The sequence below is a fragment of the Janthinobacterium kumbetense genome (assembly GCF_023703445.1).
Classification (GTDB): Bacteria; Pseudomonadota; Gammaproteobacteria; order Burkholderiales; family Burkholderiaceae_D; genus Janthinobacterium; species Janthinobacterium kumbetense.
The window spans coordinates 41,596-56,292 of sequence record NZ_JAMQGR010000018.1; the positions used below are offsets into that span (position 1 = coordinate 41,596).

12 protein-coding genes are annotated in these 14,697 nt (G+C 66.3%); 6 read left to right on the forward strand and 6 right to left on the reverse strand.

Annotated elements, in window-relative coordinates:
- The first annotated feature begins 22 nt into the window (after window positions 1-22).
- From NCG91_RS26795 to NCG91_RS26805, 3 genes are all read left to right on the forward strand, one after another.
- On the forward strand, window positions 23-937 hold the full coding sequence (locus NCG91_RS26795; protein WP_099664765.1) for a DMT family transporter: 915 nt from the start codon (window positions 23-25) through the stop codon (window positions 935-937).
- A 176-nt stretch (window positions 938-1,113) separates the two neighbouring features.
- Entirely contained in the window at window positions 1,114-2,307 is a 1,194-nt protein-coding gene (locus NCG91_RS26800; RefSeq protein ID WP_251351887.1) for an aminotransferase-like domain-containing protein, read from the forward strand.
- Window positions 2,308-2,598: 291 nt separating this feature from the next.
- Window positions 2,599-3,957, forward strand: coding sequence for a diguanylate cyclase domain-containing protein (locus NCG91_RS26805; protein ID WP_251351888.1), 1,359 nt, complete (start codon window positions 2,599-2,601; stop codon window positions 3,955-3,957).
- 4 nt (window positions 3,958-3,961) lie between these two features.
- On the opposite strand, the gene NCG91_RS26810 is transcribed toward NCG91_RS26805, so the two are convergent.
- Genes NCG91_RS26810 through NCG91_RS26825 form a run of 4 tightly spaced genes read right to left on the reverse strand, consistent with a single transcriptional unit; the run spans window position 3,962 to window position 9,085 of the window.
- Window positions 3,962-5,542, reverse strand: a complete 1,581-nt coding sequence (locus NCG91_RS26810) for an FGGY-family carbohydrate kinase (RefSeq protein ID WP_251351889.1) — start codon at window positions 5,540-5,542, stop codon at window positions 3,962-3,964.
- Window positions 5,543-5,545: 3 nt separating this feature from the next.
- Window positions 5,546-5,974: a hypothetical protein gene (locus NCG91_RS26815; RefSeq protein ID WP_251351890.1), complete on the reverse strand. Its 429-nt coding sequence runs from the start codon at window positions 5,972-5,974 to the stop codon at window positions 5,546-5,548.
- Entirely contained in the window at window positions 5,898-7,478 is a 1,581-nt protein-coding gene (locus NCG91_RS26820; RefSeq protein ID WP_251351891.1) for a glycerol-3-phosphate dehydrogenase/oxidase, read from the reverse strand. Before NCG91_RS26820 ends, NCG91_RS26815 begins: the two co-directional genes overlap by 77 nt.
- Window positions 7,475-9,085, reverse strand: a complete 1,611-nt coding sequence (locus NCG91_RS26825; protein ID WP_251351892.1) for an FAD-binding oxidoreductase — start codon at window positions 9,083-9,085, stop codon at window positions 7,475-7,477. The genes NCG91_RS26820 and NCG91_RS26825 overlap by 4 nt, the downstream gene beginning before the upstream one ends.
- Window positions 9,086-9,211: 126 nt before the next feature.
- On the opposite strand from NCG91_RS26825, the gene NCG91_RS26830 reads away from it, so the two are divergent.
- The 3 genes from NCG91_RS26830 to NCG91_RS26840 all read left to right on the forward strand — a co-directional run bounded on the left by NCG91_RS26830 (window position 9,212) and on the right by NCG91_RS26840 (window position 12,178).
- Window positions 9,212-10,285, forward strand: coding sequence for an AraC family transcriptional regulator (locus NCG91_RS26830; RefSeq protein ID WP_251351893.1), 1,074 nt, complete (start codon window positions 9,212-9,214; stop codon window positions 10,283-10,285).
- Window positions 10,286-10,377: 92 nt separating this feature from the next.
- Window positions 10,378-11,160, forward strand: a complete 783-nt coding sequence (locus NCG91_RS26835; protein WP_070257772.1) for a 3-hydroxybutyrate dehydrogenase — start codon at window positions 10,378-10,380, stop codon at window positions 11,158-11,160.
- Between the two features lie 169 nt (window positions 11,161-11,329).
- Window positions 11,330-12,178, forward strand: coding sequence for a DUF2071 domain-containing protein (locus NCG91_RS26840; protein WP_251351894.1), 849 nt, complete (start codon window positions 11,330-11,332; stop codon window positions 12,176-12,178).
- On the opposite strand, the gene NCG91_RS26845 is transcribed toward NCG91_RS26840, so the two are convergent.
- The gene (locus NCG91_RS26845) at window positions 12,150-13,802 is read right to left on the reverse strand and encodes a methyl-accepting chemotaxis protein (protein ID WP_251351895.1); all 1,653 of its coding nucleotides are present in this window, start codon (window positions 13,800-13,802) and stop codon (window positions 12,150-12,152) included. The two genes, NCG91_RS26840 and NCG91_RS26845, sit on opposite strands and share 29 nt — an antisense overlap.
- A 248-nt stretch (window positions 13,803-14,050) precedes the next feature.
- The gene (locus NCG91_RS26850; protein WP_251351896.1) at window positions 14,051-14,647 is read right to left on the reverse strand and encodes a hypothetical protein; all 597 of its coding nucleotides are present in this window, start codon (window positions 14,645-14,647) and stop codon (window positions 14,051-14,053) included.
- Window positions 14,648-14,697 lie beyond the last annotated feature (50 nt).

A 14,697-nucleotide genomic window follows, 5' to 3' on the forward strand; every position in this document is an offset into this window, starting at 1 on the left:
TCACGCCAGCCTCGGGAATCCCATGCCTTCGCACACCAGCACCATCGTTTCCAACCATCCACCGCGCCTCGGCGCCGACCGCACCGGCCTGTTGCTGGGCTTGATCGCCGTCGCCCTCTTCAGCCTGACCCTGCCTTTTACGCGGCTGGCGGTGGCCGAACTCGACCCCACCTTCGTCGCCCTGGGCCGCGCCTTGGTGGCAGCCGTCCTGGCCGGACTGTGGCTATGGCAGCAGCGCGCGCCTATGCCGCGCCGCGAACAATGGCTGCCGCTGGCGCTCGTGTCGCTGGGCTGCGTATTGGGCTTCCCCTGGCTGACGTCGATCGCCATGCGCAGCCTGCCCGCCTCGCACGGCGCCGTGCTGGTGGGCATCCTGCCGCTGGCCACCGCCGTGTTTGCCGTATTACGCGGCAAGGAGCGCCCATCGCCGGGCTTCTGGCTGATGGCCCTGCTCGGCACGGCGCTAGTGGTGGCCTTCGCGCTGCGCCAGGGCGGCGGCAGCTTCCACCTGGCCGACTGGCTGATCTTTGCCGCCGTGCTGCTGGCCGCACTCGGCTATGCCGAAGGCGGGCGCCTGGCGCAAGCCATGCCGGGTCAGCATGTGATTTCCTGGGCGCTGCTGCTGGCCGTGCCATTTGTCTTGCCCGTGGTGCTGTGGAACGCCTGGCCGCAGCGCGCGCTGATGGCGCAGGCCAGCAGCGCGGCCTGGCTGGGCTTTGCCTATATTTCCGTGTTTTCCATGTTTATCGGTTTCTTTTTCTGGTACCGGGGCATGGCGCTGGGCGGCGTGGCGCGCGTGGGACAGACGCAGTTGCTGCAGCCTTTCCTCACCCTGCTGGGCGCGGCGCTGCTGCTGCACGAACCCCTGACGGGTGAAAGCCTGCTGTTTGCGGGCGCCGTGATCGCCGTGGTAGGGATCGGGCGCAAGCTGAAGTGACGCTCCCTGACGCCCATTTGCAACGCCGTTGCGCGTGCGGATGGGCAGAGCGGCGTGCAAGCCGTACAATACCGCAGCACCACGGCGACGCCTATCCGGCGCCGCTTGCGCATGCACCGCCACAAGCGGGCCAACAAATCCAGCCGGCGCAGCTCGGCATCTTCTGTGAGACTCGTATGAAAATTGAAAATCCGAATCCGATCCAATGGCGCTTTGCCGAACGCGCGGAACAGCTGCAAAGCTCGTTCATCCGCGAAATCCTGAAGATCACGCAGCGTCCCGAGATCATCTCGTTTGCCGGCGGCCTGCCCTCGCCCGCCACCTTCCCCGTGGAAGAAATGAAAACCGCCTTCGACAAGGTCCTGTCGAACAATGGCAAGGTCGCCCTGCAATACGGCCCGACCGATGGCTACCTGCCGCTGCGCCAGTGGATCGCCGATTCCCTGTCCGCCAACGGCAGCACCATCATGCCGGAACAAGTGCTGATGACGTCCGGCTCGCAGCAGGCACTGGACTTGCTGGGCAAGGTCCTGATCGACGAAGGCAGCAAGGTATTGGTGGAAACCCCCAGCTACCTGGGCGCCCTGCAGGCGTTTTCCGTCTACCGTCCCGAATTCGTTTCCGTCGATACCGATGACGAAGGCCTGGTGCCGTCGTCGGTCAACCCCGTCGCTGATGGTGCGCGCCTGCTGTACGCGCTGCCGAACTTCCAGAACCCGACGGGCCGCAGCCTGTCCGTGGCGCGCCGCGTGGAACTGGTGGAAACCTGCGCCCGCCATGGCCTGCCGCTGATCGAGGACGATCCGTACGGCGCCCTGAGCTACAGCGGCGAGCCGTATCCGAAGATGATCAACATGAATCCGGACGGCGTGATCTACATGGGCTCGTTCTCGAAAGTGCTCACGCCCGGCATCCGCCTCGGCTATGTGGTGGCGCCGATGCCGCTGGTGCGCCGCCTGGAACTGGCCAAGCAGGCGGCCGACCTGCACACGTCGCAGCTGACGCAGATGGTCGTGCATGAAGTGATCAAGGATGGCTTCCTGGACCGGCATATCCCCAGCATCCGCAGCCTGTACGGCAACCAGTGCCAGGCCATGCTGTCGGCGCTGGAAGAACACTTCCCGGCCGGTGTCACGTGGACCAAGCCTGAAGGCGGCATGTTCATCTGGGTTACCCTGCCGAAGCACATCGATGCGATGAAACTGCTCGATGAAGCCATCGCCAACAAGGTCGCCTTCGTGCCGGGCGCGCCGTTCTACGCCAACACGCCGGAAACGCACACCCTGCGCCTGTCGTTCGTGACGGTACCGCCGGAACGCATCCGTGTAGGCATCGCCATCCTCGGCAAACTGATCGCCGCAAAAATGTAATTGCACTCCCCACGCCCCGCCTGCCGCGGGGCGTGTCCCAGCTGCCCCAACTTCAGGGGGCACGCGTCTTTTTCGCCCAAAAACCGCCTTCACGACAGCAATTGCGTGTATTTATTTCCAAAAAATAGCATAAAAATAATATTTTACGACCTCGCACAAGGTCGATTTTTTTACCCAAAAAATTGGCAAGGCGGTATGATTTGACCGCTGTCGCAGATTTGAACCCGGCCAGCATCCCTGAAAGTGCAGCAAACGCTGGCATCGCAAAGTACATCGAGAAGGCCGGAAGCAATGAGTTCAGGCAGTGTGGGACATTTCCAGCGGCGCGAGGCCGCCATTTTGATTGTCGACGATGCGCCGGCCAACCTTGAGCTGCTGCGCAAGCTGATGAGCGAGCAAGGCTATCAAACCTATGTCGCCACGTCCGGCGAACGGGCACTGGCGATCGCTCAGCGCGCCCACCCCGACCTGATCCTGCTCGACGTGTTGATGCCGGACATGGACGGCATCGAAACGTGCCGCCGCCTCAAGCAGCACCCGCTGACGCAGGGCATCCCCGTCCTCTTCATGAGCGCCAAGACGGAAACGGAAGACGTGGTGGCCGGCTTCGACTGCGGCGCCGTCGATTACATCAGCAAGCCGCTGCGCATGGCCGAAGTGTGCGCGCGCGTGCGCGCCCAGTTGCAAATCCGCAGCAACAATGAAACCCAGCAGGAACAGGCCGAGCGCCTGCGCACCATCGTCAACAACATGGCCGAGGGCTTGCTGATCATCGAAGCCGATGGCCGCATCCAGTACACCAATCCGGCCTGCGACCAGTACCTGGGCTACCGCGAAAACGAACTGGCCGGGCGCTCCATCGGCGAGCTGCTCAGCCCCCTGGTGACGCAGGAATACCTCGATTACTTCACCATGCACGCGGCCAATCCGGAAAAAGCGCACAACCACGGCACGCGCGAAGTGGCGATCCGCCACCGCAACGGCGAGGCGCTGAGCATGGACCTGACCCTGACGCCCATGTATCTGCGCCAGCCCCTGTATATCGGCCTGCTGCACGACATCACGCACCACAAGCAGTCGGAAGACGCCTTGCAGCGCGCCGCCTATCTCGACCCGCTGACGCAGATCGCCAACCGCCGGCATTTCGACAGCTTCCTGGAAAAGGAATGGCAGCGCGCCGTGCGCGGCGGCGGCGTCCTGTCGCTGGTGGTGCTCGACGTCGACCACTTCAAGCTGTACAACGACAGCCTGGGCCATCCGGCCGGCGACAGCTGCCTGCAGCAGGTGGCGCAAGCCATCGCCTCGCACGCCGCACGCCCCGGCGACCTGGCGGCCCGCTACGGCGGCGAGGAATTCGTCCTGCTGTTCGCCGACACGGATGCCGAAGGCGCCCTGCACCTGGCCGCAGCCATCCGCGCGCACATCGAGGCGCTGCAACTGCCGCACCCGCGATCGATCACCTCGCCGTGGATCACCGTCAGCATCGGCGTGGCGACCATCCGCCCGCACCAGCTGGACGACCGCGAAGCGCTGTTCGTCGCCGCCGATCGCGCCCTGTACGTGGCCAAGGAAGGGGGCCGCAACCAGGTGCGCGTCACGCAATCGGGCAGCGCGGCCTGGGAGACGGTGAAAGCGCTCGTCCTGCGCTAGCCGGTCACTTTTCAGGATAGCCGGTGATGTCGGCGATTTCGCGGTACAGGGGCTGCAGCCGCGCATACATCTTGCAATACACGCGCCGGTACAGTTTTTCATAGACCTTGCTGTGCCCGGGATCCGGCTGAAATACCCTACCCTTGCGCGTCATGGCTTGCACGGCGGCGGGAAAGTCCGCATGCCAGCCCAGGCCCACGCTAGCGGCGATGGCCGCGCCCAGGCCCGAACTTTCATACACGTGGGCGCGCGCGGCGGGCAAGCCGAAGATGTCGGCCGTCAGCTGCATGGCCGCATCGCTTTGCGAACCGCCGCCCGCGATGCGCAGCTCCGTGATGGCGATGCCGCTGCGCTGCTCGATGCGCTCCTTGCCTTCGCGCAGCGCATACGCGAGTCCTTCGAGGATGGCGCGGTAGATGTGCGCGCGCGTATGCACGTCGCCAAAGCCGATCATGGCGCCCTTCGCTTCCGGCCCCGGCACCTTGATGCCGGGACTCCAGTACGGCTGCAGCATCAAGCCCATGGAGCCTGGCGGCACGGCCTCGACCAGGCGGTCGAACAGCGCTTCGGCGGACAAGCCCGCGCCGTCTTCGGCGGCCGCCGCCCGTTCGCGGTCGCCGAACTGCTCCTTGAACCAGTTGACCATCCAGTAGCCGCGGAATATCTGCACTTCCGTGCTGTAGGCGCCCGGCATGGCGGCCGGATACGGCGGAATGAAGCGCGTCACTTCCACATACTTGCGGTTGGTCGTGTTGATGGTGGCCGTGGTGCCGTAGCTGAGGCACGCCACGTGCGGTTCGACGCAGCCGGCGCCCAGCACCTCGCACGCCTTGTCGGCGGCGGCCGCCAGCAAGGGGGTACCCTCCGGGATGCCCGTCGCCGCGGCCGCCGCAGCCGTGATGGTGCCCATGCGCGTGCCCGGCGTTACCAGCTCGGGCAGCATGGCGCGTCGAATCGCCAGCGCCTGCCATTTCCAGTCGAAGCGCCCGGCCCAGGCGTGGCGCTTGTAGTCGAAGGGAATATACGCCACTTGCGAGCCCGTCGAATCGACGTAGTTGCCGCAGAGCCGGTGGTTCAGAAAACCCGACAGCAGCAGGAATTTGTGCGTGCGGCGCCAGATGTCGGGCTGGTGCGCGCTGATCCAGTTGATTTCAGCCTCGCGGCGGAAGTAGCGTATCGTGCCGTCGAGACGGGTGGCGCGGAAGGCGGCGCGCCACCACGGAGCCAGCCGGGGAATGTCGCGCGTGCTGCGCTGGTCCAGCCAGGTGATGGCGGGCCGCAACGGTGCGCCATGTTCATCCACGTTGACCACCGTGCCGCGCTGCGTGGTGACGGCCACGCCGGCCACCGAGGATTTGGCTATGTCCGTGCCGCGCCACAGCTGCTGGCACGCTTCGCATACGGCTTGCCAGTAGCCGTCGGCGTCGTGCTCGGCCCAGCCGGGGTGGTCGGAGTAATACGCTTCCAGGAAGACTTGCGCCTTGGCCGCCAGCTTGCCGTCGCGGTCGAACAGCAGCGCGCGCACGCTTTGCGTGCCATTGTCGATGGAGAGGATGTACGGGCCATCGCCCGCCGCAGAGGTCATGGCTCAGCCCACGCTGGCCAGCGCGGCGCGCAGCGCCTGCAGCAGCGCCTGCGGATCCTTGTCCGGCTGCGCGCTGAACACGGGCGCGTCCCAGTCCTGTCCCCGCACGGCCACCACGCGCAAGCGTCCCTGCGCATTCCAGGCCGGATACCAGCCCACGTCGACGATGTCGCCATTCGCGCACGTGATTTGCAGCAGGTCTTCGCCCAGATCGTCGGCGAGGGCATCCACGGGCTGGCGCAAGTCCAGCGGCGACAGGCTGTCGTAGGTGATGCGGGCGTCGCCCAGCGCCAGGGGCTGGCCAAACAGGGTGGTCTCGATGATGTTCTCCTCTTTTATAGTTTTTATCGTTGCTTCATGCGCCTTGCGGCACGCTGTAATGGCGGCGCCACAGGGCCAGGTAGCGCTGCTGCTCTTCCTCCCAGCGCACATCGTCCCAGCCCAGTTCCTGCTGGCAGATGGCGCGCAGGCGCGGCATGATAGCAAGCGCGCCGCCGGCCAGCTGCAAACCGAGGCGCGTGCGCCGCAGCAGCAAGTCGTCCAGGTGCTGCACGTCCTCGTTGCGCGCACCCCAGCGCAGCTGCGCCCATAAAGTCTGCGTGCCGGGAACCGGTGCCAGTTCGCCCTCCTGCGCCGCATCGCACAGCGCTTGCGCGGCCGCGCCATGACGGCCCAGCAGGCGTGCGCGCTGCTCGCCATCGAGCGCCAAGGCCTTGCCCGACAAGGGCGACGACGGGTCAAAGATCGGCAAGGGGCGCAAATCCGCCTGCCAGCCCGGCAGCAGCGGCGCGGCGCGGCGCAAGGCGTCGAGGGCGATCACGCGAAACGTCGTCAATTTTCCGCCCGCCACCGTCAGCAAGCCGTTTTCCAGCCATAGCGCATGTTCGCGCGCTTCCTTCGACGGGTCAAGCTGGCCGCTGTCGATCACGGGGCGCACGCCGGCAAACGTGGCCAGCACATCGTCTTCGCCCAGCGCCAGCTGCGGAAACTGCCAGCGCAGCGCCGCCAGCAGGTAATCGAGTTCGCCGCGCGTGATGGCCGGCTCCAGGTCCAGGCTGGCGCCGTGGTCGACATCGGTGGTGCCCACCAGGGTCACGCCCTCCCAGGGATACGCAAACACGGGGCGGCCATCGCGCGGGTGCATCAGGCTGACGGCTTGCGCCAGCGGCAAACGCCAGGCCGGCAGCAGCAGATGGCTGCCGCGCAGGGGCCGCAGTTTCGGCTGTTCTCCCACCTGGCCGCGCAAGCCGTCGGCCCAGGCGCCCGTGGCGCTGATCACCAGGCGCGCGCGCACTGTGAGTGCCCTGCCATCGACCGCATCGTTCAAGGTGGCGCCGGCGACCTTGCCATCGTCACGCAGCAGCGATGCCACGCCCAGGTAATTGACGGCCACGCCGCCATGGCGGCGCGCCTCCTGCAGCACGCGCAGCACCAGGCGCGCATCGTCCGTCTTGGCGTCCTGGTACAACATGCCGCCCCGCAGCCCATCGCGGTTGACATGCGGCGCCAGCATGGCGAAATCCGCCGCATCGACATAGCGGCGCGCGCGCCGGCCCGCCATCACGTCATAGATGGCCAGGCCCAGCATGAACTGGCGCCGGCCCGGCTTCCGGCCCGTGTAATCGCCAAAGGCAAAGCCCTGCGGCTCGACCAGCCCCGCCGCATCCGTCAGCAAGGCTTGCCGCTCATGCACCGACTCGCGCGTCAGCGCGAACTGTCCCTGCTTCAGGTAGCGCAAGCCGCCGTGCACCAGCTTCGAGGAGCGGCTCGACGTGCCCCAGGCGAAATCGCGCTGCTCGACCAGCAGCGCCGTCAAGCCGCGCCGCGCCGCTTCCAGCAGGATGCCGGCGCCCGTGATGCCACCACCGACGATCAAGATATCCCACTCGCGCGCCAGCAGCGCGGGCAGCCCGTCGCGGCGCCTGGCCCCGTTCACAAGCCGCCTCCCGCTTCAGGCAGCAGTTTGCCGGGATTCATCATGCCCTGCGGGTCGAACTGGCGCAGCAGCGCGCGCATGGCGGCGATGCCCAGCTCTCCCTTTTCCGCCGCCAGCCATGGCGCGTGATCCGTGCCCACGCCATGCTGGTGGCTGATGGTGCCGCCATTGGCGACGATGGCGGCGCTGGCCGCGTCTTTCAAGGCACGCCAGCGCGCCATGTTTTCCTCGAACGTGGCGGCCAGCCGGTACACATACGTCGTGTAGACGCTGGCGCCCTGTGCGTACACGTGCGACAAATGCGTGTACGCGTGCACCTGCTCGCCATGCTGCGCCAGCGCTTTGGTGCCCGCCTGCTCCAGCGCCGCCATCATGGGCGCCACGCGCGGCCAGTCGACGGCCGTTTCCACCGTGTCGATCACGTAGCCGTGTTCCCAGGCGCCGTTGCGCAGGTAGACGTTGCGAAAGCGCCCCTGCTTCCATTTATCTCCCATGTGCCGCCCCACGTGCACGCCCTTGTGCCGCCGCGCCAGCGCCAGGGCGCCGCGCAGGGCCGCGCGCGCCGGCCCGGCTTCGCCACTGACGCCCAGCATCAGCATGCACTTGCCTTCGCCGCAGCCGCGCAGCGACAAATAGCGCTCCAGCAAGCCCACCAGCTTCTTGTGCCCGGCCAGGGTCAGCATGGTCTGCGTTTCGAGCGCATTCGACAGGCGCAGCATGCACAGGGGCAGGCGCGACTGGGCCAGCGTCCGCACGGCAGCCTGCGCCTGGCCCCAGTCGGCGAAAAACACGGCGTGGAATGCTTCATACGGGGGCAGCGGCGAGACGCGCACCGTGGCCTGCGTCAGGATGCCCAGCCGCCCTTCGGAGCCAAGCACCATTTCGCGTAGGTCGATGCCAGCCGCGGAAGCGGGAAACGTGGGAATGCTCAAGGTACCGGCCGGCGTTTCCACTTCGCCGCCCGCGAACAATTGCTCGATGCGGCCATAGCGCAAGGATTGCTGTCCCGACGAGCGCGTGGCGATCCAGCCGCCCAGGGTCGAATACTCGAACGACTGCGGATAGTGGCCCAGGGTGTAGCCGTGCGCGCGCAACTGCGCTTCCAGGTCGGGGCCATACACGCCCGCGCCGAACGTGGCCAGCTGCGCTTCGCGGTCCAGGTGGCCCAACGCGCACAGGCGCACGAGGCTGAGCGCCAGCACGGGGCGCGGCCCCGCCGCCACCGTCAAATGCCCGGCCACGCTGGTGCCGCCGCCGTGGGGAATCACGGCCACGCACGCCTGGCGCGCATACGCGAGCAGCTGGCGCACCTGCAGCGCGCTGTCGGGAAAGGCCACGCCATCGGGCACGGCGCCGATGCGGCCATGGCGTAATTTAAACCAGTCGGGCAGGCTTTGACCGAGCGCATGGCGCACGCGCGTGGCAGGCAGGGTGTCGATCAGCGGATGCGGCGCCAGGCGCGAAGCGGGCACCTGCGCGCAGGCGTCGTCGAAGGTGGCATCGGCAATGGCGCTGCCCGGCCCCAGGCGCTCGCCCAGGAAGGCCAGCGCGTCCTCGCTCAGCGCATACGTGATGCTCTCGTCTCCCCAGCCATTCCAGCGTTGCATCGACATCCCCTGTGTTCGGCCAGTTGCGCGCCACGGCGGCTTGCTATACTGTTCTTGCCTGTTCAACAGCATATGCCGCCACAGGCCAAGGGTATTGGTTTTTCATGACAATCGCATTGTTCCATCATGACAAGCACTGACGGCCGGGTCGCCGGCGCCTATCTGCAGCCGCTGCTGGAAGCGGCCGGCGCGCACGGCATCCCCGTTGCCGCCCTGGCGCAGGCGGCCGGCGTGGCGCCGCACAGCCTGGAAGCGTCCGCAGCCAGCCTGGCAGCGCGCGACTACGTGCGCCTGCTCGATGCGGGCGCGCAACTGGCGGGCGATGCGCATTTCGGCCTGCACGTGGGCCAGCGCGTGCGCATGGGCACCTACAGCGCCTACGGTTTGATATTGCTCAGTTGCAGCAACGTGGGCCAGGCGCTGGATCAGACGGCCCGCTATGAACGGCTGGCGCACGACCTGGGCCGCTCGACCCTGCAGCGCGACGGCGCCGTCGCGCATTACCGCTGGGCAAGCAATTACCCGGGCGCCAGCCGGCACCTGGTCGACAGCGTCTTTGCCGGCATCCGCGTGTGCGGCGACTGGCTGGCGGGCATGCCGCTGCCGCCGGCCCGCCTGGCATTCACGCACGATGGCGGCGGCGAGCTGCTGCGCCACGCGGCGCACCGCGACGAATATGTGCGCGTGCTGGGCAGCCTGCCCGCCTTCAATGCCCCTGCCAACACGGCCACCTTCGATGCGCAATTGCTGGACTGGCCCGTGCCGAACGCCGACGTCAGCCTGTACCCCGTGCTGTGCCAGCATGCGGAACAACTGCTGGCGCAGCGCCAGGCTGAAACCGACACCGGCGGCGCCATCGACGCGCAAGTCCACGCGGCCATCGTCGCGGGCTTGCGCCACGGTTCGGCGCGGCTGGCCACCGTTGCCGCCGCACTGGCCGTCACGCCGCGCACCCTGCAGCGCAAGCTGGCCGACGCGGGCACCAGCTTCCAGGCCCTGCTGGACCAGGCCCGATACGGCCTGGCGCGCGATTATCTGCGCGCGCCGGATTTGTCGCTGGTCGACATCGCCTTCCTGCTCGGCTACCAGGAGCAAAGCGCGTTCAACCACGCGTTCCGTACCTGGGCGGGCACCAATCCCGGCGCCTGGCGCTTGCAGGAAATACAAGAGAGGCAGCTTGACCAGCAGCAAGCCCCATAGGCGTGCGCGGGGCATGCGCGGCGCGTTTTCTGGCTATACTGGCATAGTCAGGTTTTCCACGATCACTCCAACCCGCAATGCAAAGGATTAATATGCAACTCAAAGACAAAGTCGCACTGATTACCGGCGCCGCCAGTGGTATCGGCAAGGAAATGGCTATTGAATACGCGAAACAAGGCGCCAAGGTCGTCATCGCCGACCTGGCCCTGGAAGCGGCCAGCAAGACGGCCGAGGAAATCAAGCAGTCGGGCGGCCAGGCGTTTGCCGTCGCCATGGATGTCTCCAGCGAAGAACAAGTGGACAAGGGCGTGGCCGATGCCGCCGCCCACTTCGGCGGCATCGATATCCTGATCAGCAATGCGGGCATCCAGATCATCAGCCCCGTCGTCGACTACCCGTTCGAGCAATGGAAAAAGATGCTGGCCATTCACATGGACGGCGCCTTCCTCACCACGCGCGCCTGCATGCGCGAAATGATCAAGGCGGGCCGCGGCGGCGCCATCATCTACATGGGTTCCGTGCACTCGCACGAAGGCTCGCCGTTCAAGAGCGCCTACGTTGCCGCCAAGCACGGCTTGCTGGGCCTGGCCAAGGTGGTGGCCAAGGAAGGCGCCAAGGATGGCATCCGCGCCAACGTCATCTGCCCCGGCTTCGTGCGCACACCGCTGGTCGACAAGCAAATCCCCGAACAGGCGGCCCAGCTGAACATCAGCGAAGAAGACGTGATCAAGAAAGTCATGCTGAAAGACACCATCGACGGCGAATTCACCACCACGCAAGACGTGGCGCAAACGGCCGTCTTCCTGGCCGCCTTCCCGTCGAACGCCCTGAGCGGCCAGTCGATCGTTGTCAGCCACGGCTGGCACATGCAATAACAGTGACGCCCGCCCACATCGGCTGCGCGGCGCCCTGTGCGGCCTGCGATGCTCGCTGTGCTCCAGCACAGCTGCGCGTCTCGGCCACACATCGCTGCCGCTCGCGATGATGTGGACGGGTGCTTTTGCATCAGCGTATTCCCCCGGTATCTACCCCGAAAGTTCCCAATTGCAAGACAACACTTACCGCCACCCGCGCGCGGGCTGGCCGGGGCGCCTGTTTGCCGCGCTCGCCAATTCCACGCGCTTTGCCAACGCACGCCAGGCGATCATATCCCGCCTGCCCTTCCTGACCCTGCACAGCGACGTGCGCGACGTCGTCTACGTGAGCTGGCTGGTCGACGCCGCTGCCGCGCAGCAACTGCTGCCCCCCGGCGCGACCCTGTGGCAGCGCGACGGCAAGACGCCATTTACCGTGCTGACCTACCGTCACGGGCACTTCGGTCCGGCCCTGCTCGGCCCCTTGCGCCGGATGCTACCGTCTCCATTGCAAAGCAACTGGCGTGTATATCTGGACCACACGCCCGCGGGCGCGCCGGCAGTGCCCTGCGTGTACTTTCTGAAAAACATCATGGACAGCTTGCCGCATGCGCTGGGCACGCGGCTGTTCAGCGACATCCTGCCGACCCACCTGGCCGCCGGCATGACGCTGGAAGTCACGGCCACGCAAGCGCGCTGCAGCGTTACAAGCGGCGCCGGCAGCGCGCCATCGCTGGACGTGCAGGCGGACATCGTGACCGACCATGCCCTCGATGCCGGCTGGCAAGCGCTGTTCGGCAACTGGCGCGACGCCGTCGCCTTCCTCGCCTGCCAGGATGCGGCCATCGCGCACGTGCCGCGCAACGGCAAGCTGGTCTTCGGCGAAATCGACTTGCCCGTTGATCTGGATCAAGTACAAGCGCTGACGGCCTTGCGCGCCGACTGCGGCTTGCTGGCGCAATTGCCGCCCGTCTCCCAGCCGTTTGCCTTTCTCGTGCCCAAGGTTCCCTTCAAGGCGTTGTCAGAGCACCTGCTGTAGCACGCCGGCGCTCCCCCGTGCGCGGGGGCGTGGCGGAGCCTGCCTGGCCGCCGCGCCGCCGTTCCAGCTTGAACAAGGCCATCGCCTGCTCCAGCTGCAAGGTCTGGTCTTGCAGCGACGCCGAGGCGGCCGCCGATTCCTCCACCAGCGCCGCGTTCTGCTGCGTCACTTCATCCATCTGCGTGACGGCCATGTTGACCTGGCCGATGCCGTGGCTTTGCTCGCGCGAAGCGGAGGCGATCTCTTCCATGATGCCGTGCACGCCCTGAACGGCGCCCAGCATTTCGGCGCTGCTGGCGCCCGCCTGCTGCGCCAGCTTCGCGCCCGCCTGCACCTGCGCCAACGACGCCGTGATCAATTGCTTGATTTCCGTGGCCGCCGCCGCGCTGCGATGAGCCAGGCTGCGCACTTCGCCCGCCACGACGGCAAAGCCCCGCCCCTGGTCGCCGGCGCGCGCCGCTTCCACGGCCGCGTTCAGGGCCAGGATATTCGTCTGGAAGGCGATGCCTTCGATAATGCCCGTAATGTCGCCGATCTTCTTCGATGAAGCGTCAATATCGGCCATCATGCTCACCATCTGGCCGACGATCTCGCCGCCGCGCCCGGCCAGGCCGTGGACCTTGCCCGCCATGTCGCTGGCCTGCACGGCGTTGCCGCTGTTTTGCTGCACCGTGGCCGCCAGCTGCTCCATGCTCGACGCCGTCTGCTGCAGGGCCGACGCCTGCGCTTCCGTGCGGCCCGACAAGTCCATATTGCCGGCGGCGATTTCCTGGCTGGCCATGCTGATACGCAAGAAATTGCCGCGCACGTCGCCGACGATGGAATGCAAGTTTACGCGCAGCTGGCGCAGGGAGCGCAGCAGTTGCCCCATCTCGTCGCGCCTCGTGGTGTCGAGCTCGCCCGTCAGGTCGCCGCCCGCCATCACGTCGCAAGCCTGGCGCGCCTGCTGCAACGGTTGCAGCACGGCGCGGTGCAGGCTGTGCCAGAAATACAGGGTCGCGCCCAAGGCTACCACGGACAGGCCCGTCAGCCAGCCGGCCGCGCCGGCCGGCAGCAGGCCCGCATTCCACGCCAGTTGCAGCAGCAATACCAGGCTCAGCAAGCCCAGATTCCAGCCGATGCGCTTGCCCAGCGGCAAGTCACGCAGGCGCGCGAACCTGGCCAGCCAATCCGTCCGCACGGCCGCGCCCTGGCTGATGACGATGCCGTCGGCCTGCCCCGCCTTGATGCGCGCGTACAGGGCCGAGGCCTGCGCCACCTGCTGACGCGTGGGCTTGGTGCGCACGGACATGTAGCCGACGGCCACGCCGTCTTCCACCACCGGCGTCACGTTCGCCAGCACCCAGTAGTAATCGCCATTCTTGCAGCGGTTTTTCACCATGCCGCTCCACGAACGCCCCGAACGGATGGTGGCCCAGAAATCGGCGAACGCTTCGACCGGCATGTCCGGATGGCGCAGGATGTTCTGCGGCGCGCCGATCAATTCTTCCGCGCTGTAACCGCTGACGGCGATGAAATACGGGTTGGCATAGGTGATATTGCCTTGCAAGTCGGTAGTCGAGACGATGGTCTCGGTATCGCTCAGGTTGATTTCGGTATCGCTGACGGGAAGATTGAGTCGCATGGTCACATCCTCAAAGGTAGCCCGTGCAGGCACGGGGAAGCGGGCAAATGCAAGGCGGCAGGAAGCCGGCGGCAGTCTGCACCGATACATTAATTTTAATATCTAATTATTAATTTAAATCGGCAATTTTCACTGGCGAAATTGCCTTGCGAATCTGCAAATATTGCAGGCGGCAGCGTGGCCGCAGGGGAATGGCGGGAACGGCGCCGGAACAGCGTGACTGTCCCGGCGGCAAACAACGCGGCGGCTTAGCGCGGCACGTAGCGCCAGTTGGCGTTTTCCAGCATGAAGGTCAGTTCCGTCTTGATGGCTTCCGGACGGCTCGGCACGCTCAATTCCGTATCGCAGACCAGATAGCCCGTCTTGCGCTTGACCTCGCACTCGTTGATGGCCTTGACCTGCATGGTGCTCTGCGCTTCCTGCATCTGCACATCCTTGGCCGCTTCCGGATTGCGCGCCACTTCTTCCTTGGCCCAGGCGCGTATCATCGCTTGCGCCTCGGCCGGCGACGGTCCCGCGAATTTGGCATCCTTGCGTTCGACGCCCACCCAGGTACCGTTCTCGTTACGCAGCGGCAGTACCATGAAAGCATCGCGCATGCCCGCGCTCATGGCGACCAGGCACACCACTTCGCCCGGCACTTCCTGCGAATCCTGGCAGCCGGTCAAGCTGGTGACCTTGACGGCGATCGGTACCGTCACAGTCGATTGCATTTTGGCCCGGGTCTTGGCCACGCCCACCTGCACGGCGGCGTGGATTTGTTCGAGCGTCGGGATGGTGGCCGCCTGGGCCGGCAAGGCGGCAAACAGGGCGGCGGCGGTCAGGGCGAGGGAAGTCAGGCGCATGGGTGTCGAGAGTAGTGAGCAAAGGCCGGCAGTCTAGCACTTTACATAAA

What these genes read in the sequence shown, in the direction of transcription:
- NCG91_RS26830 (WP_251351893.1), top strand. Translation starts at nt 9,212, where the DNA reads ATGACAAGCACTGACGGCCGGGTCGCCGGCGCCTATCTGCAGCCGCTG.
- NCG91_RS26795 (WP_099664765.1), top strand. Translation starts at nt 23, where the DNA reads ATGCCTTCGCACACCAGCACCATCGTTTCCAACCATCCACCGCGCCTC.
- NCG91_RS26815 (WP_251351890.1), bottom strand. Translation starts at nt 5,974, where the DNA reads ATGTGCGCTGGGAGGAAGAGCAGCAGCGCTACCTGGCCCTGTGGCGCC.
- NCG91_RS26805 (WP_251351888.1), top strand. Translation starts at nt 2,599, where the DNA reads ATGAGTTCAGGCAGTGTGGGACATTTCCAGCGGCGCGAGGCCGCCATT.
- NCG91_RS26810 (WP_251351889.1), bottom strand. Translation starts at nt 5,542, where the DNA reads ATGACCTCTGCGGCGGGCGATGGCCCGTACATCCTCTCCATCGACAAT.
- NCG91_RS26850 (WP_251351896.1), bottom strand. Translation starts at nt 14,647, where the DNA reads ATGCGCCTGACTTCCCTCGCCCTGACCGCCGCCGCCCTGTTTGCCGCC.
- NCG91_RS26835 (WP_070257772.1), top strand. Translation starts at nt 10,378, where the DNA reads ATGCAACTCAAAGACAAAGTCGCACTGATTACCGGCGCCGCCAGTGGT.
- NCG91_RS26800 (WP_251351887.1), top strand. Translation starts at nt 1,114, where the DNA reads ATGAAAATTGAAAATCCGAATCCGATCCAATGGCGCTTTGCCGAACGC.
- NCG91_RS26825 (WP_251351892.1), bottom strand. Translation starts at nt 9,085, where the DNA reads ATGCAACGCTGGAATGGCTGGGGAGACGAGAGCATCACGTATGCGCTG.
- NCG91_RS26845 (WP_251351895.1), bottom strand. Translation starts at nt 13,802, where the DNA reads ATGCGACTCAATCTTCCCGTCAGCGATACCGAAATCAACCTGAGCGAT.